At 72.6% G+C, this 23,926-nt stretch carries 17 protein-coding genes; 12 read left to right on the top strand and 5 right to left on the bottom strand.

The genetic code is table 11. From position 1 onward, the window contains the following. Nucleotides 1–589: 589 nt before the first annotated feature. Nucleotides 590–898 carry a co-chaperone GroES gene (gene groES, locus ACZ404_RS21750; protein WP_039652762.1) on the top strand — a complete coding sequence of 103 codons (309 nt, stop codon included), beginning with the start codon at nucleotides 590–592 and terminating at the stop codon, nucleotides 896–898. A gap of 120 nt (nucleotides 899–1,018) precedes the next feature. Further along, nucleotides 1,019–2,644, top strand: a complete 1,626-nt coding sequence (gene groL / locus ACZ404_RS21755) for a chaperonin GroEL (RefSeq protein ID WP_468442263.1) — start codon at nucleotides 1,019–1,021, stop codon at nucleotides 2,642–2,644. A gap of 340 nt (nucleotides 2,645–2,984) precedes the next feature. Here groL and ACZ404_RS21760 read toward each other — a convergent pair whose 3' ends face one another. The 3 genes from ACZ404_RS21760 to ACZ404_RS21770 form a co-directional block, all read right to left on the bottom strand. Beyond that, nucleotides 2,985–3,692 (bottom strand): ester cyclase, encoded by a 708-nt coding sequence (locus ACZ404_RS21760; RefSeq protein WP_468442265.1) that lies wholly within the window; start codon nucleotides 3,690–3,692, stop codon nucleotides 2,985–2,987. 96 nt (nucleotides 3,693–3,788) lie between these two features. Beyond that, complete coding sequence (locus tag ACZ404_RS21765) at nucleotides 3,789–4,562, bottom strand: SDR family NAD(P)-dependent oxidoreductase (protein WP_468442267.1); 774 nt, start codon at nucleotides 4,560–4,562, stop codon at nucleotides 3,789–3,791. A gap of 52 nt (nucleotides 4,563–4,614) precedes the next feature. Continuing rightward, nucleotides 4,615–5,283: an MOSC domain-containing protein gene (locus tag ACZ404_RS21770; protein ID WP_468442269.1), complete on the bottom strand. Its 669-nt coding sequence runs from the start codon at nucleotides 5,281–5,283 to the stop codon at nucleotides 4,615–4,617. 80 nt (nucleotides 5,284–5,363) lie between these two features. On the opposite strand from ACZ404_RS21770, the gene ACZ404_RS21775 reads away from it, so the two are divergent. Next, the gene (locus ACZ404_RS21775; protein WP_468442271.1) at nucleotides 5,364–6,263 is read left to right on the top strand and encodes a LysR family transcriptional regulator; all 900 of its coding nucleotides are present in this window, start codon (nucleotides 5,364–5,366) and stop codon (nucleotides 6,261–6,263) included. Between the two features lie 87 nt (nucleotides 6,264–6,350). On the opposite strand, the gene ACZ404_RS21780 is transcribed toward ACZ404_RS21775, so the two are convergent. Next, entirely contained in the window at nucleotides 6,351–6,680 is a 330-nt protein-coding gene (locus ACZ404_RS21780) for a WhiB family transcriptional regulator (RefSeq protein ID WP_468442273.1), read from the bottom strand. A 381-nt stretch (nucleotides 6,681–7,061) separates the two neighbouring features. On the opposite strand from ACZ404_RS21780, the gene ACZ404_RS21785 reads away from it, so the two are divergent. From ACZ404_RS21785 to ACZ404_RS21800, 4 genes are all read left to right on the top strand, one after another. After that, nucleotides 7,062–7,673 (top strand): response regulator transcription factor, encoded by a 612-nt coding sequence (locus ACZ404_RS21785; protein ID WP_003948568.1) that lies wholly within the window; start codon nucleotides 7,062–7,064, stop codon nucleotides 7,671–7,673. Between the two features lie 525 nt (nucleotides 7,674–8,198). Further along, complete coding sequence (locus ACZ404_RS21790) at nucleotides 8,199–8,786, top strand: sigma-70 family RNA polymerase sigma factor (RefSeq protein ID WP_468442275.1); 588 nt, start codon at nucleotides 8,199–8,201, stop codon at nucleotides 8,784–8,786. Nucleotides 8,787–8,950: 164 nt separating this feature from the next. After that, nucleotides 8,951–10,456: an IMP dehydrogenase gene (guaB, locus tag ACZ404_RS21795; RefSeq protein ID WP_468442277.1), complete on the top strand. Its 1,506-nt coding sequence runs from the start codon at nucleotides 8,951–8,953 to the stop codon at nucleotides 10,454–10,456. A 123-nt stretch (nucleotides 10,457–10,579) separates the two neighbouring features. Next, the gene (locus tag ACZ404_RS21800; RefSeq protein WP_468442279.1) at nucleotides 10,580–11,704 is read left to right on the top strand and encodes a GuaB3 family IMP dehydrogenase-related protein; all 1,125 of its coding nucleotides are present in this window, start codon (nucleotides 10,580–10,582) and stop codon (nucleotides 11,702–11,704) included. 186 nt (nucleotides 11,705–11,890) lie between these two features. On the opposite strand, the gene ACZ404_RS21805 is transcribed toward ACZ404_RS21800, so the two are convergent. Then, the gene (locus tag ACZ404_RS21805) at nucleotides 11,891–13,099 is read right to left on the bottom strand and encodes a nucleotide sugar dehydrogenase (protein ID WP_468442281.1); all 1,209 of its coding nucleotides are present in this window, start codon (nucleotides 13,097–13,099) and stop codon (nucleotides 11,891–11,893) included. Nucleotides 13,100–13,384: 285 nt separating this feature from the next. Here ACZ404_RS21805 and ACZ404_RS21810 point away from each other — a divergent pair, with 285 nt between their 5' ends. From ACZ404_RS21810 to ACZ404_RS21830, 5 genes are all read left to right on the top strand, one after another. Next, nucleotides 13,385–15,091: a glycerol-3-phosphate dehydrogenase/oxidase gene (locus ACZ404_RS21810; protein WP_468442283.1), complete on the top strand. Its 1,707-nt coding sequence runs from the start codon at nucleotides 13,385–13,387 to the stop codon at nucleotides 15,089–15,091. Between the two features lie 166 nt (nucleotides 15,092–15,257). Beyond that, the gene (locus ACZ404_RS21815) at nucleotides 15,258–17,297 is read left to right on the top strand and encodes a serine/threonine-protein kinase (RefSeq protein WP_468442285.1); all 2,040 of its coding nucleotides are present in this window, start codon (nucleotides 15,258–15,260) and stop codon (nucleotides 17,295–17,297) included. Between the two features lie 162 nt (nucleotides 17,298–17,459). Then, entirely contained in the window at nucleotides 17,460–20,177 is a 2,718-nt protein-coding gene (locus ACZ404_RS21820) for a protein kinase (protein ID WP_468442287.1), read from the top strand. 127 nt (nucleotides 20,178–20,304) lie between these two features. Beyond that, nucleotides 20,305–22,065 (top strand): serine/threonine-protein kinase, encoded by a 1,761-nt coding sequence (locus ACZ404_RS21825; protein WP_468442635.1) that lies wholly within the window; start codon nucleotides 20,305–20,307, stop codon nucleotides 22,063–22,065. A 127-nt stretch (nucleotides 22,066–22,192) separates the two neighbouring features. After that, nucleotides 22,193–23,884: a serine/threonine-protein kinase gene (locus ACZ404_RS21830; protein WP_468442289.1), complete on the top strand. Its 1,692-nt coding sequence runs from the start codon at nucleotides 22,193–22,195 to the stop codon at nucleotides 23,882–23,884. The last annotated feature ends 42 nt before the right edge of the window (nucleotides 23,885–23,926 follow it).

A 23,926-nucleotide genomic window follows, 5' to 3' on the forward strand; every position in this document is an offset into this window, starting at 1 on the left:
GTTCCTGTGGCTCCGTGCCGGGCGACCGTGCGGCTCCGTGCCGGGCAACCGTGCGGCGCCGTGCGGGGCGACCTTGCGGGGACGGCCGGCGATCATCAGGCCGTCCGGCGTTCGAGGACGAGGGTCGAAGGGCCGACAGCGGGAGCCTGGGGCGGCTGGAGGACTATCTGTAACCCGGCCGGGTTCCTGTGGCTCCGTGCCGGGCGACCGTGCGGCTCCGTGCCGGGCAACCGTGCGGCGCCGTGCGGGGCGACCTTGCGGGGACGGCCGGCGATCATCAAGCCGTCCGGTGTTCGAGGACGAGGGTCGAAGGGCCGACAGCGGGAGCCTGGGGCGGCAGCCCCCGGAAAGCAGCGCAACCCGAGCCCGGGGAACCGGCGGCAACCCACCCCTCCGGCCGACGCGCCGCACGGCAATTGGCACTCCGCTTGACCGAGTGCTAACCGCAGTCATAGTCTCGGCTCTGGCACTCCCCACTGGAGAGTGCCAACAAAGCGACGGGCAGGTCCGGCACCCGCGACGACGGATCGACCTGGTCGCCACCTCAGACAGTTAACCCCGTGAGATCTCCGAAGGGGGAGGTCGGATCGTGACGACCGCCAGCTCCAAGGTTGCCATCAAGCCGCTCGAGGACCGCATCGTGGTCCAGCCGCTGGACGCCGAGCAGACCACGGCCTCTGGCCTGGTCATTCCGGACACCGCGAAGGAGAAGCCCCAGGAGGGCGCCGTCCTCGCCGTGGGCCCGGGCCGGTTCGAGAACGGCGAGCGCCTTCCGCTCGACGTCAAGGTCGGCGACGTCGTCCTGTACAGCAAGTACGGCGGCACCGAGGTGAAGTACAACGGCGAGGAGTACCTCGTCCTCTCGGCTCGCGACGTTCTCGCGATCATCGAGAAGTAGTCACCTCGAAGCAATCTCTGCTTTGAGCTGCGCCCCTGGCCCCCCGCGACAGATAAGAAGCCGGGCGCCCGGGGCGCAGTTGTCTTTTATCCCCACCATTCCGAGAGGGCTCCCGCTGTCATGGCGAAGATCCTGAAGTTCGACGAGGACGCCCGTCGCGCCCTCGAGCGCGGCGTCAACAAGCTGGCCGACACGGTGAAGGTGACGATCGGCCCCAAGGGCCGCAACGTCGTCATCGACAAGAAGTTCGGCGCGCCCACCATCACCAACGACGGTGTCACGATCGCCCGCGAGGTCGAGATCGAGGACCCGTACGAGAACCTCGGCGCCCAGCTGGTGAAGGAGGTGGCGACCAAGACCAACGACATCGCGGGTGACGGTACGACCACCGCCACCGTGCTGGCCCAGGCCCTGGTCCGCGAGGGTCTGAAGAACGTCGCCGCCGGTGCCTCCCCGGCCGCCCTGAAGAAGGGCATCGACGCCGCGGTCAAGGCCGTCTCCGACGACCTGCTCGCCTCGGCCCGCCCGATCGACGAGAAGTCCGACATCGCCGCCGTGGCCGCGCTGTCCGCCCAGGACCAGCAGGTCGGCGAGCTGATCGCCGAGGCGATGGACAAGGTCGGCAAGGACGGTGTCATCACCGTCGAGGAGTCCAACACCTTCGGTCTGGAGCTGGACTTCACCGAGGGCATGGCCTTCGACAAGGGTTACCTGTCGCCGTACTTCGTCACGGACCAGGAGCGCATGGAGGCCGTCCTCGACGACCCCTACATCCTGATCCACCAGGGCAAGATCTCGGCCATCGCCGACATGCTGCCGCTCCTCGAGAAGATCATCCAGGCGAACTCCTCGAAGCCGCTGCTGATCATCGCCGAGGACGTCGAGGGCGAGGCCCTGTCGACCCTGGTCGTCAACAAGATCCGCGGCACCTTCAACGCGGTCGCGGTCAAGGCCCCCGGCTTCGGTGACCGCCGCAAGGCGATGCTGCAGGACATGGCGATCCTCACCGGCGCCACGGTCATCTCCGAGGAGGTCGGCCTCAAGCTCGACCAGGTCGGCATCGACGTCCTCGGCTCCGCCCGCCGCGTGACCGTCACCAAGGACGACACCACGATCGTCGAGGGTGCCGGCAAGGCCGAGGACCTGACGGGCCGCGTCGCGCAGATCAAGGCCGAGATCGAGAACACCGACTCCGACTGGGACCGCGAGAAGCTCCAGGAGCGCCTCGCCAAGCTGGCCGGCGGCGTGTGCGTGATCAAGGTCGGCGCCGCCACCGAGGTGGAGCTGAAGGAGAAGAAGCACCGTCTGGAGGACGCCATCTCCGCGACCCGCGCCGCGGTCGAGGAGGGCATCGTCTCCGGTGGTGGCTCCGCGCTGGTCCACGCCGTCAAGGTCCTCGAGGGCAACCTCGGCAAGACCGGTGACGAGGCCACCGGTGTCGCGGTCGTCCGCCGCGCCGCCGTCGAGCCGCTGCGCTGGATCGCCGAGAACGCCGGCCTCGAGGGCTACGTCATCGTCTCCAAGGTGGCCGAGCTGGAGAAGGGCAACGGCTACAACGCCGCCACCGGCGAGTACGGCGACCTGGTCAAGGCCGGCGTCATCGACCCGGTCAAGGTCACCCGCTCCGCCCTGGAGAACGCCGCCTCCATCGCCTCCCTCCTCCTCACGACCGAGACCCTGGTCGTCGAGAAGAAGGAAGAGGAAGAGCCGGCCGCAGCGGGCCACGGCCACGGCCACGCCCACTGACCACTGAGCTGACCTGAGCGGAACCACGGTGCCCGGCACCCCCACGGGGGTGCCGGGCCTTGTGCGTTGCGGCGCTTCCCAGGACGCAGCCGTGGGCCTTCGGCGGTGGCTCGGCCGTGCCTGCCGCCCGCGATTGTCGGTGCTGTGCGAACAGGTGACGGTCCCGGGTGACGTCTCCACGTGCGCAACTCGTCGTGGCGCAGCGGGCCCTGCTCGCGCGGCCAGGAGCCGGGGCTCACCGGTTTCCTGACGCGGACCACCGGCCAAGGGCCGTCCTGCGCTGTCCCGGCTGCACCGTGGAGGGGTCACGACTCAGCCCCCGATGCCGGGCACGCACCGCCTACTGCTCCAACTCGTCCAACGCCCCCAGTTGCTGCATCAGCCCCAGCTGATCGTGCTGCCACCACAGCTCGGCGATCTTGCCGTTCTCGCCGAAGCGGAACAGGGTCAGGCCGGTCATGGAGACGCGCTTGCCCGTGGGGGCGATGCCCAGGAAGTCGCCCTTGTGGGTGGCGTTCCAGGTCCAGCGGGCGCAGGCCCGGTCGCCCTGGGCGAGGATGTCCTCGACGGTCAGGGAGAAGTCGAACGCGCCGCGCCACATGCGGTACTCGCTGCGGACGTTGTCCAGTCCGAGGGTGTCCTGCGGGTTCATCGGATCGTGGCTGTGGATGTCCTCGTCCAGCAGGTCGTTGAGCGGCGACAGCTCGCCCGGCGCCGCGAGCGCCTCGAAGAAGCGCCGCACGGTGATCTCGGTCAGCAGTTCGTCCCGCACGACGTCGAGGTCCGTGAACGTCGGCATCTCGTCGCACAGCGCGACCATCTCCCGGAAGATCCGGTCGGTCTCCGGGAGGTTCGAGTTCCGCATCGCCTCCTCGTACGACGGGAACTCCACCACTTCGACGATGTGCGACGCGTCCGAGCGGTCCTTGCCGACCAGCGCGTGCGTCGCCGTCCGCTTCCCCTTGGTCTGCTCGACCCAGTCGTCCATGAGCCGGTTCATCTCGTCCAGCCGGCTCGTCCTGCACTCGATGAGCTGTACGAAGGTCATGGCGCGCCTCCGGCCCCCCTGGTCCGGTACCGTCCCGCCCATTTTCCCACCGGGACGGCCACGCCACCCGTCCGCCGCCGCGGACCCCGAGGCGTCCTACTGCGGCCCGTACTTGCGGCCCGTCCGGGAGCTGATGCCGCCCAGCAGCCCGCGCGGGGTGACCTTCACCAGGCCCATCAGCGCCTTGTAGCGCGGGTCGGGGATGGAGACGGTCCTGCCGCGCGCGAGGTCGGCCAGGGCCGCCGCGACCAGTTTGTCGGCGTCGAGCCACATCCAGCCGGGGATGTTGTCCGTGCCCATCCCGGCCCGCTGGTGGAACTCGGTGCGCACGAAGCCCGGGCACAGCGCCATCAGCCGCACCCCGCTGCCGGCCAGGTCCTTGGCCGCCCCCTGGGTGAACTGCACGACCCAGGACTTGGAGGCGCCGTACGTGCCCCGGGGGAGGAACGCCGCCACCGAGGCGACGTTGACCACCCCGCCCCTGCCGCGCTCGCGCATCGCCTCGGCCGCCGCCGACGTCAGCCGCAGCACCGCCTCGCAGTGCACCTTGAGCATCCTCAGCTCGTCGGCCATGGAGACGTCGAGATAGCGGCCCTTGTTGCCGAAGCCGGCGTTGTTCACCAGCAGGTCGACCGGGTTGCGCCGGTCGCCGAGCCGGTCGGCCACCGTCTCGATGCCCTTGTCCTCCGCGAGGTCGGCGGTCAGCACCTCCACCTCGACGCCGTGCCGGTCGTGCAATTCGGTCGCCTGCTCGCGCAGCCGCCCGGTGTCCCGGGCGACCAGCACGAGGTCGTGCCCGTCAGCCGCCAGCCGCCGCGCGAACGCGGCGCCGATTCCCGCGGTCGATCCCGTAATCAAAGCCGTTGTCATGGCCCAAGGGTAGTGACCCGGAGCGACGGCGTCCGCTGCCGGTGACGGGCGCTCAGCGCGCCCGCTCGGCGACGTACCTGCGGGCCGCCGCCAGCGTCTCGGAGTGCAGGGCCTCGCCCGCCGCGAGCACGTGCGGCAGCAGCTCCCGCTCGGTGGTGACGGCGCGGAACTGCATCGTCGCCGTCACCCCGTGGTCCGGCCGGTGCACGATCTCGATGCGATCGCCCGCCCGTATCTCACCCGGTTCGATCACCCGCAGGTAGGCACCCGTCGCGGCCTTCCGGGTGAACCTCTTCACCCATCCCCGTTCGCCCAGATGGCCCTGGAACGTACGGCAGGGAATCCGCCCCGAGGTCACCTCCAGCACCACCCCGGAACCGATCCGCCAGCGCTCTCCGACCAGCGCCCCGGAGACGTCCAGACCGTCGGTCGTGAGGTTCTCGCCGAAGCAACCATTGGCCAACGATCGGCCCAGTTCGCGCTCCCACGCGTCGAGGTCCTCGCGCGCGTAGGCGTACACCGCCTGGTCGTTCCCGCCGTGGTGGCGCAGCTCGCACACCGCGTCCCCGGCCAGCCCGCTGCCGCCGACACCCTTGGGGCCGGGCGCCGCCACCCGCACCGGCCCCTCGGCGGGCCGCTTGTCGATGCCCGTCACACCCTGCGGCTGGTCCGTGTAGGGGACCTGCCGGGGGCGGCCCAGATTGACCGAGAGAAGCTTCATGGCCGCAACCGTACGGGCTCAGCATCAAAGCGTCGAGCCAATTTCGAGCGCCTCACCCAAGGCTGCCTTATGCTTGGAGGGTGATCGAGGCCCGTCATCTCCGTGTCCTGCGCGCCGTCGCCACCACCGGTTCCTTCTCGGCGGCGGGGCGTGAACTGGGCTGCACCCAGCCCGCCGTCAGCCAGCAGATGAAGGCCCTGGAAGCCTCGGTCGGCACCCCGCTGCTGGTCCGCAGCGGCCGCGAGATGCGCCTGACCGAGGCCGGCGAGGCCCTCGTCCGGCACGCCTCCGGGATCCTCGCCGGGCTCACCGCGGCCGAGGAGGAGATCGCCGCCATCGCGGGCCTGCGCGCGGGCCGGGTCCGGCTGGTCTCCTTCCCGAGCGGCAGCTCCACCCTGGTCCCCACCGCCCTGGCCGCGCTGCGCGCCGCCCATCCGGGCACCCGGGTCTCCCTGGAGGAGGCCGAGCCCCCGAAGTCCGTCGCCCTGCTGCGGGACGGCGACTGCGACCTGGCCCTGGCCTTCCGCTACGAGGGCGCCGCCGTCGCCGAGGACTGGGACGACCTGGTCGTGCGGCCGCTGCTCACGGACCGTCTCGTCGCGCTCGTGCCCGAGCGGCACCGGCTCGCGCGCGCGGAGTCCGTCGCCATCGGCGAGCTGGCCCGCGAGCCCTGGATCGCGGGCTGCCCGCGCTGCCGCGGCCAGCTCGTGGACGTGTGCGAGAGCGCCGGCTTCACGCCGCGCATCGACTTCGCCACCGACGACTATCCGGCGGTGGCCGGTCTGGTGGGCGCGGGCCTCGGCGTCGCGGTGCTGCCCCGGCTCGCGGTGGAGTCGGTACGGCCCAGGGGAGTGCGCACGGTGGCACTGGAGCCGGTGGTGCGGCGGGAGATCGTCGCCCTCACCCTGCCCGACCTGGCACGGGTGCCGGCCGTGGCGGCGACGTTGGAACAGCTGGCCCGGGCGGCCGCACGGGCCTGAGGAGCGACAACGGCAGGGGTCACGGGCACGCGCGTGCGTGCCCGGCGGGAACGGTCAGAGAAACGTTCCTGTAGAAGAAACGTTCCTTCAGCGGTGTGAGGCGGTGTCCTCGCCGGTGGTCGATGCCGACACCAGGCGGTTGCGTGCCCGCCCCATCAGCTCTTCGCGCTCGTCCTCGGTGAGGCCGCCCCACACGCCGTACGGCTCGCGCACCGCGAGTGCGTGCGCGGCGCACTCGGCACGTACCGGGCACCTCATGCAGACCTCCTTGGCCGAGTTCTCGCGAGCGCTCCGAGCCGCCCCGCGCTCGCCCTCCGGGTGGAAGAAGAGCGAGCTGTCCACCCCGCGGCAGGCAGCCAGCAGCTGCCAATCCCACAGGTCCGCGTTCGGTCCGGGAAGGCGGGAGAAATCTGCCATTACGTGACCCCTTGTAGCCGTTCTGGGCGGATACAGTGCCAACGACCGTACATGTCCGGTCTAAGAAGATGAAAATATGACTCATTGCGAATCTAGCTCCAGACACTGAGAAACGGGAGCAAAAACGGCTAAATGGGGCATGGGTTGTGATGAAAAGTTGAGGGTCCGCCCGCCATGTCTGCACCGTGTCGGCGCCCTCACGTAGAGTGCCGAAGACGGCAGGCAGCCCCGTAACTCTTTCGAGTGACCGTCGTTGAGAGTGCGGAGGCGGTTGAAAACACAAGTGCTCGGGCAGGCGTCCGAGACGGTCGACCGCACAGGTGACGATTCCGTACCAGCCTGGAGGCTCAAGGTGACGCGCATCAGCTGCGGAGGGCGGTCATGACATCCGTCCTCGTCTGCGACGACTCCCCGCTTGCCCGAGAGGCGCTCCGCCGCGCGGTCGCGACCGTGCCCGGCGTCGAGCGCGTGACGACGGCGGCCAACGGCGAGGAAGTCCTCCGCCGCTGGGGCGCCGACCGCTCCGACCTCATCCTGATGGACGTACGCATGCCCGGCCTGGGCGGCGTCGAGACCGTACGCCGGCTGCTGTCCGCCGACCCCGGTGCGCGCATCATCATGCTCACCGTCGCGGAGGACCTCGACGGGGTGGCCCTGGCGGTCGCCGCCGGCGCCCGGGGCTACCTGCACAAGGACGCCTCGCGCGCGGAGCTGCGCGCCACGGTGACGCAGGCCCTCGCCGACCCGACCTGGCGGCTCGCCCCGCGCCGCCTCCGCTCGGCCGAGATGGGCGCGGCGCCCACGCTCACCGCGCGCGAGATCCAGGTCCTCGAGGGCATGAGCCACGGCCGCTCCAACGCCGAGATCGGCCGCGAGCTGTTCCTCTCCGAGGACACCGTCAAGACCCACGCCCGCCGTCTGTTCAAGAAGCTCGGCGCCTCGGACCGCGCCCACGCGGTGGCCCTCGGCTTCCGCTGGGGACTGGTCCGGTAGGCAGTGCGGTGCACCACGGCGGGGCTGCGGCCCGCCACCTGGACATCCCCGCCTGTCCTGGGGCGGGCGGGGACGAGGGCGATTCCCTCGCCGTAGCCGTGCGGGCCCCACGCGCGCGTGGGGCGCTGCAGTGTGCCGCGATGCGCCACCCGGCCCTGAGGGGTGCGCCGTCGGGTCGCCCGGGGACCCCCGAGTCGCTGTGTGGCGTGCCGGATCGCGCCCGGGGGCGTGTGCGGTCGGGTCGCCGTCCGGCCCCCGGCCCCGTGGCCGCGGGAGGTCGTGCCGAAGGTCTGCGGCCCCCGCCCGGACCCCCGCGGGCGCCGGGAACGGCGGCCCGGTGGACGCCCGCTGCTCGTTTCGGCGCGGATGCCGCATCCTTGAGATGTGGAGTCTCTCGGGGACGAGTCGGTCGAGCGGAAGGGGAGGGCGCAGGGGATGAGTGCCGGCGCACCTGCTCATAACGCTTCGGTGCACAACCACGAACACGATGCGACGGACCGGACGGCCGCAAGGCACCATGGACCGATGCGCGACGACGAGGCGGGCACGGCCCACGGGGTGATCGGTGCTCTCGTGCACCGCGCCGTCGACGGGGACGCGCAGGCCACGCACGATCTGCTCGCGCATGTCCACCCCCTGGCGCTGCGCTACTGCCGCACCCGGCTGTCCCGGCTCCCGGGCGACGCGCGCCACTTCGTCGAGGACCTCGCCCAGGAGGTCTGCGTGGCGGTCCTGCTGGCCCTGCCGCGCTACCGCGACACCGGCCGCCCCTTCGAGGCCTTCGTCTTCGCCATCGCCTCCCACAAGGTGGCCGACCTGCAGCGCGCCGCGATGCGCCACCCGGGCTCCACGGCGGTGCCGTCCGACGAGATGCCGGAGCGCCCGGACGACTCCCTCGGCCCCGAGGAGCGCGCCCTGCTCAGCAGCGACGCCGAGTGGGCCAAGAAGCTGCTCGCCAACCTCCCCGAGAACCAGCGCGAACTGCTCCTGCTCCGCATCGCGGTGGGCTTGACCGCGGAGGAGACGGGGCAGATGTTGGGAATGTCACCCGGCGCGGTCCGGGTGGCCCAGCACCGCGCGCTGAGCCGCCTGCGCGCCCTCGCCGAGCAGTAACGCCCTTGTGCGGAGCCGCCGAAGCTCCCGCTCGTGAACAGGGCCGCCCTCGTTTCCGTACGAACATACGAAGCCGGAAGCGACCCCGTACCGTGGAATTTGCTAGCGACGCTTCCCGTTAGCATGGACATCCGCACCGATCAAGGCCATTTGGGGAAGGTGTCATGACTGCCAACGTCGACGGAGTGCCCGGTAAATTCGCCACACTAGGGCTGACCTACGACGACGTGCTGCTGCTGCCGGGCGCATCGGACGTGCTCCCCAACGCGGTCGACACCTCGTCCCGTGTGTCCCGCAACGTCCGGGTCAACATCCCGCTGCTGTCCGCGGCCATGGACAAGGTCACCGAGGCGCGCATGGCGATCGCCATGGCCCGGCTGGGCGGTGTCGGCGTCCTGCACCGCAACCTGTCCGTCGAGGACCAGGTCAACCAGGTCGACCTGGTGAAGCGGTCCGAGTCCGGGATGGTCACCGACCCGATCACGGTGCACCCCGACGCCACGCTGGCCGAGGCGGACGCGCTGTGCGCCAAGTTCCGCATCAGCGGCGTCCCGGTCACCGACCCGGCCGGCAAGCTCCTCGGCATCGTCACCAACCGCGACATGGCCTTCGAGAGCGACCGCAGCCGTCGCGTGCGCGAGGTCATGACGCCCATGCCGCTGGTCACCGGCAAGGTGGGCATCTCCGGCCCCGAGGCCATGGAGCTGCTGCGCAAGCACAAGATCGAGAAGCTGCCGCTGGTCGACGACCAGGGCCTCCTCAAGGGTCTGATCACGGTCAAGGACTTCGTCAAGGCGGAGAAGTACCCCAACGCCGCCAAGGACGCGGAGGGCCGGCTGCTCGTCGGTGCCGCCGTCGGTGCCAGCCCCGAGGCGCTGGAGCGGGCCCAGGCGCTTGCCGGGGCCGGTGTGGACTTCCTGGTGGTCGACACCTCGCACGGCCACAACAGCAACGCCCTGAGCTGGATGGCGAAGATCAAGTCGGCCGTGAACGTCGACGTGATCGGCGGCAACGTCGCCACCCGTGACGGTGCCCAGGCGCTCATCGACGCGGGCGTGGACGGCATCAAGGTGGGCGTCGGCCCCGGCTCCATCTGCACCACCCGTGTGGTCGCCGGCATCGGCGTACCGCAGGTCACCGCCATCTACGAGGCGTCCCTCGCGGCCCGCGCGGCCGGCATCCCGCTGATCGGCGACGGCGGCCTGCAGTACTCCGGCGACATCGGCAAGGCGCTGGCCGCCGGTGCCGACACGGTGATGCTCGGCAGCCTCCTCGCGGGCTGTGAGGAGTCCCCGGGCGAGCTGCTCTTCATCAACGGCAAGCAGTTCAAGTCGTACCGCGGCATGGGTTCGCTCGGCGCCATGCAGTCCCGCGGCCAGGGCCGGTCGTACTCCAAGGACCGCTACTTCCAGGCCGACGTCGCCTCCGACGACAAGCTCGTGCCCGAGGGCGTCGAGGGCCAGGTGCCCTACCGCGGTCCGCTGTCCAACGTGCTGCACCAGCTCGTCGGCGGCCTGCGCCAGACCATGGGGTACGTGGGCGCGGCCACCATCGAGGAGATGGAGTCCAAGGGCCGCTTCGTGCGGATCACCTCCGCCGGTCTGAAGGAGTCGCACCCGCACGACATCCAGATGACGGTCGAGGCGCCGAACTACAGCACCAAGGACTGACGCACGCGCGCGTGCAGCGCGTGACGGACCTCGACGGCGGCCCCGGGACACTCCGGGGCCGCCGTTGTCGTACCCGTCGGGGATACTGGAAGGCGCTGAAACGCATCAGGGAAAGGCCTAGACGTGACTGAGATCGAGATCGGGCGCGGCAAGCGCGGCCGCCGGGCGTACGCCTTCGACGACATCGCCGTCGTCCCCAGCCGCCGGACCCGGGACCCGAAGGAGGTCTCGATCGCCTGGCAGATCGACGCCTACCGCTTCGAGCTGCCGTTCCTGGCCGCTCCCATGGACTCGGTCGTCTCCCCGGCCACCGCGATCCGCATCGGCGAGCTCGGCGGCCTGGGCGTGCTCAACCTCGAGGGCCTGTGGACGCGGCACGAGGACCCGCAGCCGCTGCTGGACGAGATCACCGGGCTGGACGCGGAGACGGCCACACGCCGCCTGCAGGAGATCTACGCGGCCCCCGTCAAGGAGGAGCTGATCGGCGCCCGCATCAAGGAGGTGCGCGACTCCGGCGTGGTCACCGCCGCCGCGCTCTCCCCGCAGCGCACCGCCCAGTTCTCCAAGGCGGTCGTGGACGCGGGCGTGGACATCTTCGTCATCCGGGGTACGACGGTCTCCGCGGAGCACGTGTCGTCCTCGCACGAGCCGCTGAACCTGAAGCAGTTCATCTACGAGCTGGACGTCCCGGTGATCGTCGGCGGCTGCGCCACCTACACCGCCGCCCTGCACCTGATGCGCACCGGCGCGGCCGGCGTCCTGGTCGGCTTCGGCGGCGGCGCCGCGCACACCACGCGCAACGTCCTGGGCATCCAGGTCCCGATGGCCACCGCCGTCGCCGACGTGGCCGCGGCCCGCCGGGACTACATGGACGAGTCCGGCGGCCGGTACGTGCACGTGATCGCGGACGGCGGCGTCGGCTGGTCCGGCGACCTGCCCAAGGCGATCGCCTGCGGCGCCGACGCGGTGATGATGGGCTCGCCGCTCGCGCGCGCGACCGACGGGCCGGGCAAGGGTCACCACTGGGGCATGGAGGCGGTGAACGAGGAGCTGCCGCGCGGCCAGAAGGTCGACCTGGGCACGGTCGGCACCATCGAGGAGATCCTCACGGGCCCCTCGCACACCCCCGACGGCTCCATGAACTTCTTCGGCGCCCTGCGTCGCGCCATGGCCACGACCGGGTACAGCGAGCTGAAGGAGTTCCAGCGGGTCGAGGTCACGGTGGCGGACAGCCAGCACCGGCGGTAGCCGCCCGGTTGTCGCCGAGACGCCTGAAGGGCCGGTCGTCCAGGAGGGACGACCGGCCCTTTCGCATGAACAGGCTGGGAGCCTGCCGCAGTACCCGCTGCGGTGGGCTCCACCCTTTTTCCGTAAGGTACCGGCGCCGCGCCCCGCATCACCAGCGCCGCGGTCCTGGGCGCCCACGCGCCCCCTTCACAACCGATGCGCCGCCCCCGTGGGGGTCGCCCCCCGTGTGTCCAGCAGCAGCTGGGCCTTCACCGACAGGCCCTGGAGGTCGTACGTGCGGTGGGGCTGGAGGAGGATCGTGAGGTCGGCGTCGGCGGCGGCCTCGTAGAGGGCGTCCGCGCGGGGGACCGGGCGGTCCAGGACGCTCCACGCGGGCACGTAGGGGTCGTGGAAGCTGACGGAGGCGCCCAGCTCCATCAGCCGTACGGCGATCTCCCGGGCCGGTGTGGCCTGCTGGTCGGCGAGGTCGGGCTTGTAGGTGACGCCGAGGAGCAGCACACGGGCGCCGCGCGCGGACTTGCCGTGCTCGTTGAGGAGCGTGGCCGCGCGCTGGACGACGTACCGCGGCATCCGGCTGTTGACCTGCTGTGCCAGCTCGACCATGCGCAGGGTGCGGGTGGCGTGGCCGGTGAGGTCCTGCGGGACGCCGTGCCCGCCGACGCCCGGGCCCGGCCGGAACGCCTGGAAGCCGAAGGGCTTGGTCTCGGCGCACCGGATGACGTCCCACAGGTCGACACCCAGCTCGTGGCACAGGACGGCCATCTCGTTGACGAGGGCGATGTTGACGTGCCGGAAGTTGGTCTCCAGCAGCTGCACCGTCTCCGCCTCGCGCAGCCCGCGCGCGCGGACGACCTTGTCGGTGAGCCGCCCGTAGAAGGCGGCGGCCGACTCGGTGCAGGCCGGGGTGAGGCCGCCGATCACCTTGGGCGTGCCGGCGGGGGTCTGCGCGCGGTTGCCGGGGTCCAGCCGGCTGGGCGAGTAGGCGAGGTGGAAGTCGCGGCCGGCGCGCAGTCCCGAGCCCTTCTCCAGCAGGGGGCGCAGGAACTCCTCCGTGGTCCCGGGAAGCACGGGCGACTCCAGGACGACCGTGGTGTGCGGGCGCAGCCGCTCGGCGAGCGTGCGGGCGGCGGCCTCCACCTGGCCGAGGTCCAGCCCGCCGTCGGCGCCGCGCGGGGTGGGCGCGCAGATCACGGCGGTGCGCACGCGGCCGAGCTGGGCCGGGTCGGTGCCCGGGCGGAAGCCCGCGGCGTGCATGCGCCGCAGCTCGGCGGGGCTGAGCGAGCCGGTGTCGGGCCCGGTGGCGTACCCGATCGTCGGGATGCCGGCGGCGACGGCGGCCTGGGCGAGCGGCAGGCCGTAGGGACCGAGTCCGATCACGGCGAGGTCTGCGGGCATGGCGGGGGCCGTCCTTCCCAGTAGCCGAGGCGGGGCAGATGCGCAACCGCTGTGGACAGCACGAACGAGCGCACTGTCACACTAGGAGTAAATATGACCGTTATGTGGGATTCTGTTCGTGTGTCTTCCGGGGGTTCCGTGCACGTTGTCCACAGGCCGGAAGTGCGTGGTGGCTGAAGTCGGGCAAGCCGGTCAGAATTTGGGCATGAGGAGGGGATGAGCCCGGGCTTCGCCCACCGCGGGTGCGGCCGACGCGACCGAGACGTTCGACAGCGGGAGGCAGCGGTGAGGACAGCGACTCTGGGCCCGGCGCAGCGCGCCGAGTCACTGGCGGCGATGGCGGAGCGCGAGCTGGACATCCTGGTGGTCGGCGGCGGAGTGGTCGGCGCAGGCACCACCCTGGACGCCGTCACCCGCGGTCTGTCCACCGGTCTGGTCGAGGCCCGCGACTGGGCGTCGGGCACCTCCAGCAGATCCAGCAAGCTCATCCACGGCGGCCTGCGCTATCTGGAGATGCTGGACTTCGCCCTCGTCCGCGAGGCCCTCAAGGAGCGCGGCCTGCTCCTGGAGCGGATCGCCCCGCACCTGGTCAAGCCGGTGCCGTTCCTCTACCCGCTCCAGCACCGGGCCTGGGAGCGGGTGTACGCGGGCTCGGGCGTGGCCCTGTACGACGTGATGTCCATGGCCCGCGGCCACGGCCGGGGCCTGCCCCTGCACCGGCACCTGAGCCGCCGTCAAGCCCTGCGCGTCGCACCGTGCCTCAAGAAGGACGCGCTGATCGGCGCCCTGCAGTACTACGACGCCCAGATGGACGACGCCCGCTTCGTGGCGACCCTGGTGCGCACGGCGGTGTCGTACGGCGCGCACGCCGCCAACCGCGCGCGCGTGACCGGGTTCCTGCGCGAGGGCGAGCGGGTCGTCGGCGCCCGGGTGCAGGACGTGGAGGGCGGCGGGGAGTACGAGGTCCGCGCCCAGCAGATCGTCAACGCCACCGGCGTGTGGACCGACGACACGCAGGCCATGGTGGGTGAGCGCGGCCAGTTCCACGTGCGCGCCTCCAAGGGCATCCACCTGGTCGTCCCCAAGGACCGCATCCACTCCACCACCGGTCTGATCCTGCGCACCGAGAAGTCCGTCCTGTTCGTCATCCCCTGGGGCCGGCACTGGATCGTCGGCACCACCGACACCGACTGGGACCTCGACAAGGCCCACCCGGCCGCCTCCAGCGCCGACATCGACTACCTGCTCGAGCACGTCAACTCGGTGCTCGCCGTCCCCCTCGGCCGCGACGACGTGCAGGGCGTGTACGCGGGCCTGCGCCCGCTGCTGGCCGGCGAGTCGGACGCCACCAGCAAGCTGTCCCGCGAGCACACCGTGGCGCATCCGGCGCCCGGCCTGGTGGTCGTGGCGGGCGGCAAGTACACGACGTACCGGGTGATGGCCAAGGACGCCGTCGACGAGGCGGTGCACGGCCTCGACATGCGGGTCGCCGACTGCGTCACCGAGGAGATCCCGCTGCTCGGCGCGGAGGGCTACCGGGCGATGTGGAACGCGCGGGCACGGATAGCCGCCCGCACCGGACTGCACGTGGTCCGCGTGGAGCACCTGCTGAACCGGTACGGCACGATGGCCGAGGAGGTCCTGGCCCTCGTCGCCGCCGACCCCGCCCTGGGCGAGCCGCTGCAGGCCGCCGACGACTATCTGCGCGCCGAGGTGGTCTACGCCGCCTCGCACGAGGGTGCCCGGCACCTGGACGACGTGCTCACCCGCCGTACCCGCATCTCCATCGAGACCTTCGACCGTGGCACCCGCAGCGCCCGCGAGGCCGCCGAGCTGATGGCGCCCGTCCTGGGCTGGGACAAGGACCAGATCGAACGCGAGGTCCAGCACTACGAGAAGCGGGTCGAGGCCGAACGCGAGTCGCAGCTCCAGCCGGACGACCTGACGGCGGACGCGGCCCGGCTGGGGGCGCCGGACATCGTGCCGCTGTAGTCGGTCCGTCACCCGACGACGCGTCATCCGCCGGGGTGGAAGGCCCGCTTCCGCGGGTCTCCGGGCGGGCGGGGCCTGGGGCGGCGTCAGGGGCACCCTGGGCGCTGGGCACTTGTCGGGTGAGGGACAATGAAGGCTCTGTCAGGGCGGGTTGCAGAGGGGACGCATGTCGGAGGCGGAGCGGGCGGGGACTTCTCGTCGGGAGACTCGTCAGGACAACGGCGGGCGTCGTCTCCTCGCCGGGAGGTACCGGCTGGGAGACGTGCTGGGCCGGGGCGGTATGGGCACGGTCTGGCGCGCCGAGGACGAGACCCTGGGCCGGACGGTCGCCGTCAAGGAGCTGCGGTTCCCGTCGAACATCGACGAGGAGGAGAAGCGGCGCCTGATCACGCGCACCCTGCGCGAGGCCAAGGCGATCGCCCGGATCCGCAACAACAGCGCGGTCACGGTCTTCGACGTGGTCGACGAGGACGACCGGCCGTGGATCGTCATGGAGCTGGTCGAGGGCAAGTCCCTCGCCGAGGTCATCCGCGAGGACGGGCTGCTGGAGCCGAGGCGCGCCGCCGAGGTCGGGCTCGCCATCCTGGACGTGCTCCGCTCCGCGCACCGCGAGGGCATCCTGCACCGGGACGTGAAGCCGTCCAACGTGCTCATCGCCGAGGACGGCCGCGTCGTGCTCACCGACTTCGGCATCGCGCAGGTGGAGGGTGACCCGTCCATCACCTCCACCGGCATGCTCGTCGGTGCCCCCTCCTACATCTCCCCGGAGCGCGCCCGCGGGCACAAGCCGGGCCCCGCGGCCGACCTGTGGTCGCTGGGCGGCCTGCTGTACGCGGCGGTGGAGGGCGTCCCGCCGTACGACAAGGGGTCGGCGATCGCCACGCTCACGGCGGTGATGACCGAACCCCTGGAGGAGCCCAAGAACGCGGGCCCGCTCAAGGACGTCATCTACGGACTGCTCACCAAGGACCCGGCCCAGCGGCTCGACGACGCCGGCGCCCGGGCCATGCTCAACGCGGTGATCCACGCGCCCGAGCCGGAGCCGATGGACGCCACCCGCGTGGTCCCGCTGCCGGCGCAGCCCGGGCCGTCCGAGGGCAGGCGGGGCGAGGAGGCCGGGGAGAAGCTGCGCGGGGCGCTGCGCTCGGTCCGCAAGGCGGCCGGAGCGGCCACCGCGGCGGCGGCCGTGCGCGCCAAGAGCGGCAGCGGTACGACGACGCCGCCAGCCGGCGGTCCGGCGGCGCCGGGTGCCGGGCGTCCGGACGTGCCGGGTGTCGGTGGGGCGGCGGCCGCGGGGAGCGGTGCGGTGTCCTCCGGGGTGCCGGGCAGGCCGGTCGTTCCGGCCCAGGGGTCCGGGGGCGTGCCGAACTCCGGCGCGAGGAAGCCGAGTTCCGGGTGGCCCGTGGTGCCGCCGCCGGACCTGGACCTGCCGCCGCGGTCGGTGCCGAGGGCTCCGCTCACCGACGTGGTGCCCCGCCGGACCCTGGTGATCATCGCGGTGGTGGTCGTCCTCGCGGTGATCGGCACCGTGCTCGCGCTCACCCTGGGCGGCGACGACAAGCCCGACAAGCACAGCGGCGCGGGCGCGGCGGCGAGCGCCTCCGTCAAGCAGGACAAGGGCACGGCGGGCAAGGAGAGCACCGACAGCGGCGCGAGGACCGACGGAAGCACCTCGGCGGCCGCGACGACCCCACCTTCGTCGGACGGCACGGCGAGCGCGAGCCCGTCCGGCGACGACTCCGCCGCGTCCGGTGCGCCGGACGGCGGGAGCGCGCCGGTGGAGTCGACGCACAAGGGACGCCAGGGGTACTCGATCGGACTGCCCAAGGGGTGGAGGTACCGGTCGACCGGGAGCGCCGGCGACCGCTACACCGGGCCCGACGGGCAGAAACTGCTGGTCGGCTGGACGAGTTCCCCCAAGTCCGACCCGGTGGCGGACTGGAAGAACCAGGAGCGCGCCATGGTGCGTTCCCAGTACCAGCGGATCCGCATCGAGAAGGTCGGCTACCGCGGCTGGAACACGGCCGACTGGGAGTTCACCTACGTCGAGGACGGCACCAAGTACCGCTCGATCGACCGGGGTTTCGTGGTCAACAGCCATCAGGGTTACGGGCTGATGTACACCGCGGAGAACGGCGACTGGCACAGCGATCTGCGCAAGGACACCTGGCGGACGCTGACGAAGTCCTTCGAGCCCAAGTCGTGACGTGACCGAGCCCCGTTCGGAGCCCTGAGAATCCGCCATCCCTCAATGCGGGTTGCCTGTGGCACGTATCGTGAATGGTTGCGGACCGTACGCAGCCGAATGTGGATGCGAAACGGGCCGTTGGGGAACGGATGTGAACGACCAGCGGCCGGGGGAGGCAACGTGGACGACTACGCGGGTCGGGTGCTCGCCGACCGCTACCGCCTGCCGCTGCCGCCCTCCGACGAGTACGAGCTGACCGAGACCCGGGCCTTCGACACCTACAGCGGGCAGGAGGTGCTGGTCCGTCAGGTGCCGTTGCCCGAGGTCGTCGAGGCGGAGGTGCTCGACGCGGAGGGCCTGCCCGAGGGGTTCACCGCCCGCGAGCGCGGGGCACGCCGTGCGCCCGCCGCCCGTACGGCCACACGCCGGCCCTCGGACCCCGCGGTGCGGCGCGCCGTCGAGGCCGCGCAGGCGGCCGCCCGTATTCCCGACCACCCGCGCCTGGACCAGGTCTTCGACGTGTTCGCCGAGGGCGGTTCGCTGTGGATCGTCAGCGAGTGGGTGGCCGCGCGCCCGCTGTCCGCACTGCTGGCCGAGCAGCCGCTGACGCCGTACCGGGCGGCCGAGGTCGCCTCCGACGTCCTGATGGCGCTGCGGGTGCTGCACGCACACGGCTGGGTGCACCGCAACATCACCGCTCGCACGGTCCTCGTCTGCGAGGACGGCCGCGTGATGCTGACCGGCCTCGCCGTCGGCGCGGCGGAGGAGGCGCTGTGCGGGTACGACCCGGTGCCGGAGCAGGAGGGCGGTCAGCAGGGGGGAGTCGACGCCGGGGAGGGCGCCGGGGCCGGTGCCCGTCTCGACGACGCCGGCGACCGGGGTGCTCGACGTGCCGGGGGGCCGGTCGGTGCCCTGCGGCCGGGCGGGGGCCAGGGCGCCCTGCCCGCCGCCGACGTCGATCCCGAGGCCGCTCGGCGTGCCGCGATCCAGGCGCGGGCGGCCGGCGGGCTGCCTCCGGTGCCGGGAGCGGACGGGGCTTCTGCCGGCGGGGCGCCGGTCCCCGGGCAGCCGGGACCTCGCGCTGTGCAGAGCGGTGAGGACATCCGGGCCGCCCGGGCCGGAGCCATCGCCGCCTACCGCGCGGGAGCCCGCGCCGCCGCCCGCGTACAGGAAGCCCAGCAGAACGGCCGCGCCGCCCTGCCCGGCGCCCGCCCCTCCGCCGAGGGCGCGACCGGCGCCAACGGCGTGGCGCAGCAGCCGTACACCAGCGACCAGGCCGCTCAGCCACCCGGCACGACGGTCGACCCGTACGGCGTGCAGGGCCGCCCGTGGCACGGCGCCTCGCCCCGCCGCAACCCGGCTGAGACGGCTGCGGAGTTCGCCGTACCCGACGAGTTCGCCGGGCCCGACGACCGTGCCGAGTCCGCCGGGTCCGGCGAGTTCGGCGTCGCCGGGCAGCGCCCCGGCCTTCCGCCGGCGGGACGCCTGCCCGTGCCCGGGCAGCCGGCCGCCGGGCATCCGCTCGGTCCCGGTCAGGCACCCTCCGCCGCCGGCCCGGCCCAGTCGGCCACCCCGGTGACCCCCGGCTGGGAGAACCCGGCCGTCGGTGGGGCCGGGCGCCGCGGGCCGGGTACGGCGCTGGCCGCCGAGCGGGCGCGGCAGGTGCGGATGACCGTGGTGGGGCCGGTGACCGAGCGGTGGGCGCCGGAGCAGGCCGGGCCGGTGCACGAGAACTGGCAGCTTGCGGCGCCGGTCGGGCCCGCCACCGATCTGTGGGCGCTCGGCGCGCTGCTCTTCCGCGCCGTGCAGGGACACGCGCCCTACCCCGAGGAGTCCACGGCCGAACTCGTGCAGCTGGTCTGCGCCGAGCCGCCTGCCTTCGCCGAGGAGTGCGGCCCGCTCCGCCCGGTCGTGGAGTCGCTGTTGCGTCAGGACCCCCTCGACCGGCTCGAGCCCGAGGAGCTGAGCGGCTGGCTGCGCTCGCTGGTGCGCTCCGCGCCCGAGCCGGACGCCGGCGCCCATGTCGTACCCGTGCCGCCCGCCGACCCGAGCCGGCTGCCGATCGTCCGGCGCCGCGGCGAACTGGTGCGGCGGCGGCGCGCCGGGCTGCCCGCGGCCCATCCGCACGGACGGCACAAGAGGGCCCGGGAGGAGAAGTCCCGGCGGGACAGGAACCGGTACGAGACCCGTTCCCCGCGCAGTCTCGGCCGGATCCTGCTCCTGCTGATCCTCCTCCTGCTGGCCGCCGCGGTGGCGTACGCGATGCTCTTCATGCCCAAGCAGAAGGACAGCGGTGCCGCCGGCAGCCCTGACCGTACGGGCAGCGCCGGGGAGGCGAGTCCCGCGCCCACGCCGACCGAGCGGCCCTCCTCCGGACAGAGCGAGCCCTCCGCGTCCGCCTCCGCACCCGCCACCGAGACCCAGACCGGCGGCGACCCCTCCGTGGCCGACGGATTCACCCTGCGCACCGACCCCGAGGGCTTCAAGGTGGCCGTCGCCCGAGGGTGGGACCGCACCCCGAAGAACGGCAGCGGCCAGGTGGTGTACGCGCACGGGAACTTCGAGCTGCTGGTCGTACCCGGACGGGACAGCGCGGCGGCGAACGGCAGCGACCCGATGATCTACCAGCGGGACAAGGAGCGCGAACTACAGCCGTACCGGAACTCCAGCTGGGCCACGGCCACCGGGCTGAGGACCATCACCGTGGGCGGACGCACCATGGCCGAGGGCCAGTTCACCTGGACCGACGGGCAGGGGCGCGACCTGTACGTGCGCAACATGGCGATCCTGCTGAACGGCCGCTACCACATCGTCCAGGTCCGCGGTCCGGAGGCCGAGCGGGACGAGGTGACGCGGCTGTACGAGCAGGCTACCGCGACGTACCGCTACACGGGTTGAGCGTCCTGTACACGGAGTCCCGGACAACCGTCACAGTGCTGTCACCTTGGCACCCCGCTTGTTCCCTGAGGGGAGACCGGTCCTTAGTCTGACCCTGTCAAGAGCATTGCGGGGCAACGTGAATCAGATGCAGGGCCTGCTGATAGCGGGCCGCTACCGGCTCGCCGATTCCATCGGCAGCGGCGGCATGGGCCGGGTGTGGCGCGCCCACGACGAGGTGCTGCACCGGGCGGTCGCCGTCAAGGAGTTGACCGCCGCGCTCTACGTCTCCGAGAGCGAGCAGGCCGTGCTGCTCGCCCGTACCCGGGCCGAGGCACGCGCCGCCGCCCGCATCAACCACTCCGCCGTCGTCACCGTCCATGACGTGCTCGAACACGACGGCCGGCCGTGGATCGTGATGGAGCTGGTGGAGGGCAGCTCGCTGGCCGACACGGTCAAGGAGCGGGGGCGGGTGGAGCCGCGCGAGGCCGCGCGGATCGGCCTGTGGGTGCTGCGGGCGCTGCGCGCCGCGCACCGGGCCGGTGTGCTGCACCGGGACGTCAAGCCCGGCAACGTGCTGCTCGGCCGGGACGGCCGGGTCCTGCTCACCGACTTCGGCATCGCCCAGATCGAGGGCGACACCACCATCACGCGTACCGGCGAGGTCGTCGGCTCGGTCGACTACCTCGCGCCCGAGCGGGTGCGCGGCCACGACCCGGGGCCGTCCTCGGACCTGTGGGCGCTCGGCGCCACGCTGTACACGGCGGTCGAGGGCCGTTCGCCGTTCCGCCGCACCTCACCGCTGAGCACCATGCAGGCGGTCGTGGAGGAGGAGGCGGAGGAGCCCCGCCACGCCGGTCCGCTCGGCCCCGTCATCTCGGCCCTGCTGCGCAAGGAGCCGGGGCAGCGGCCGGGCGCGGAGGAGGCGGAGCAGATGCTCGCCGAGGCGGTGGAGGGCCGCCGCCCGAACGCCGCGCAGGCCTTCGTACCGACCCAGGGCTCGGGCGTGGACACCAGCGGGCCGTACAGCTCCGGGACGGGGGTGGCGAGTTACGGCACCGGCGCCGGCCCGTCGCTCTACGGCACCGGCTCCACGCCTTCCGGCTACGGAAGCGGCGCCTCGGCCTACGGATCCGGCCCGGGCGTCCCGCGGCCTTCCGCCACCGGGCCGACGTCGGTGGGCCCGGCGCCGGTGGGTCCCACCGCCGTCGGTCCGGCGGCCGTGCCGCCGCCCGGATCACGCCCGGCGAAGGCCCGTCCCCGGCGCCGGCTGCGCACGCTCGCGCTCGTCGTCGCCGTGGCGGCCGTACTCGGCGGCGGGGCCGCGGTGGCCTTCCAGCAGTGGGGCGCCTTCGAGGCGGACACCGAGGCGGGCGGCGCCACCCCGGCCCCCGCGACCTCGACCACCCACGCACCGTCCCCGGGAGGCGCGGTCCCCGGCAACTGGGTACGCCACGAGGACCCGTTCGGCTTCAGCATCTACGTGCCCAAGGGCTGGAAGCGCAAGGTGTACGAGGACAGGGGCGCCCTCAAGCAGGTCGACTACTCGCCGGACGGCGGTATCCACTTCATCCGCGTCGCCGTCGACACCAACCCGGACTTCGCCGATGCCTACGAGCACCAGAAGGACCTCGAGCAGCAGCTCCAGGGGCTGGTCGGCTACCGGCGTCTGACCATGGAGAAGAACACCTACCGCGACCGCCCCGGCTCGGTGTGGGAGTGGTCGTGGAACGCCCTGAAGAAGGATCCCCCGCACGTCGCCGGGCCGCGCCGCGCCATCGAGGAGACCTACTCCTCGCGGCAGGGCACCGAGTACGCGGTCGAGATGTCCTCGCCGGCCGAGGACTGGGCGACGGCGAGCAAGCAGTTCACGTGGGTGCTGCGGAGTTGGCAGCCCGAAGAGAGCTGACCGGCACGCCCCGTCCGCACCGGCACGCCCCGCCCGCGCACCGGCTCACTCCGGCCGCACGCCGGCGCACCATGCTTGGCCGATCAGCGCGCCGAGTGGGTGCGGCTGGTGCGGCATGATGGGCCTCATGGGATCCGAGGGGGACGACCTTCGTGTGATCGCGGGCCGTTACCGCCTTCAGGCGCGGATCGGGCGCGGCGGTATGGGCGTCGTGTGGCGGGCGAGTGACGAGGTGCTGGGTCGCCTGGTGGCGGTCAAGGAACTCGCCCCGGACGACTCCCTCGCCGACGACGACGCCCGGCGCCGCCGCGAGCGCACCTTCCGGGAGGCGCGGGCGGTGGCGCAGTTGCGGCACCCGCACATCATCGTCGTGCACGACGTCGTCGAGCAGGACGAACGGCCGTACATCGTCATGGAGTTGATCGACGGCGGCTCGCTCGCCGACCGGATCGCCGCGCGCGGCCCGGTCGACGCCGTCGAGGCCGCCCGGATCGGCATCGACCTGCTCAGCGCGCTGCACACCGCGCACGAGGCCGGGGTGCTGCACCGGGACATCAAGCCCGCCAACGTGCTGATCGAGTCCGGCACCGACCGGATCGTCCTCACCGACTTCGGCATCGCGCAGGTCGAGGGCGCCACGACCCTCACCGAGACCGGCTCCTTCGTCGGCTCGCCCGAGTACACCGCCCCGGAGCGCATGTCCGGCCTGCGCACCGGGCCGGAGTCCGACCTGTGGTCGGTGGGCGCGCTGCTGTGCACGGTGCTCAGCGGCGAGTCGCCGTTCCGCCGGGACTCGCTGGGCGGCATCCTGCACGCCGTCGTCGCCGCCGAGATCCGGCCACCCGCCGAGGCGGGGCCGCTGCTGCCCGTCGTACGGGGGCTGCTGGAGCGCGACCCCGACCGGCGGCTGGGCGCGGCGGAGGCCGAGCGGATGCTGCGGACGTTCCTGGAGACGGGCCGGACGCCCGACGCGCCGGGCCAGGCAACCGCGCCGGGCACCCGGCCGTCCGCCGGGGGCCACCCGCTCGGACTCGGCCACACCCCGACCGAGCACGACATGCCCCGCCGCTCCCTCGTCCCGTCCCCGCTCGGCGCCGACCGGCCCCCGGCCGCCCGTCCGTCCGCGCGCGGTGTGCTGGTCGCCGCGCTGCTCGTCGCCGCCGTCGCCGGGGCGGGCGTGTCGGCGGCGGCCCTGCTGCTGAAGGACGGCCACGGAGGCGGCGGCACACCGGGCGGCACGGCGACCAGCCCCCCTACCCGCACCAGCCCCGCCACCCGCACCAGCACGGCACCGTCCGCGACCCGCACCGGTGCCCCGCCCTCCCCGACGGCCCGCGCGAGCGGCGCGGGCACCGGCTCCCGCACCCCCACCGCACCCTCCGGTTACCGCACCGCCCGCGATCCGGCCGGCTTCTCCCTCGCCGTACCGCAGGACTTCACCCGCGACCGGCAGGGCGAGCGGGTCTTCTACCTCTCCCCGGGGCAGACCTTCCGCCTCGGCATCAAGGTCGCCGCGCCCGAACCGGGCGGCCCGGTCGCGGTGATGAACCGTTCGGCGGCCGGCGGGGCGGACACCAACCCCGGTTACCACGACGGCCGGGTCACCGAGACCCGGCACGCCGGACACCCCGCCGCGCTCTGGGAGTTCACCTGGAACGGCTTCAGCGCGGCGGAGGGCCCGCGCCACACCTATGACCTGTGCTGGGAGGAGGGTGGCCGGATGTACGACGTGTGGGTGTCGGCGCCGGTCGGGAAGGTGCGCGAGGCCCGGGAGTACTTCGACGTGGCCGTGGACACCTTCTCGCCCGGGGCGCGTTGACCTCCTCCCGCTCGGTGCACTCGCGGTGTGCGGACCGCTTCT

The organism is Streptomyces sp. NPDC030798 (genome assembly GCF_055572275.1).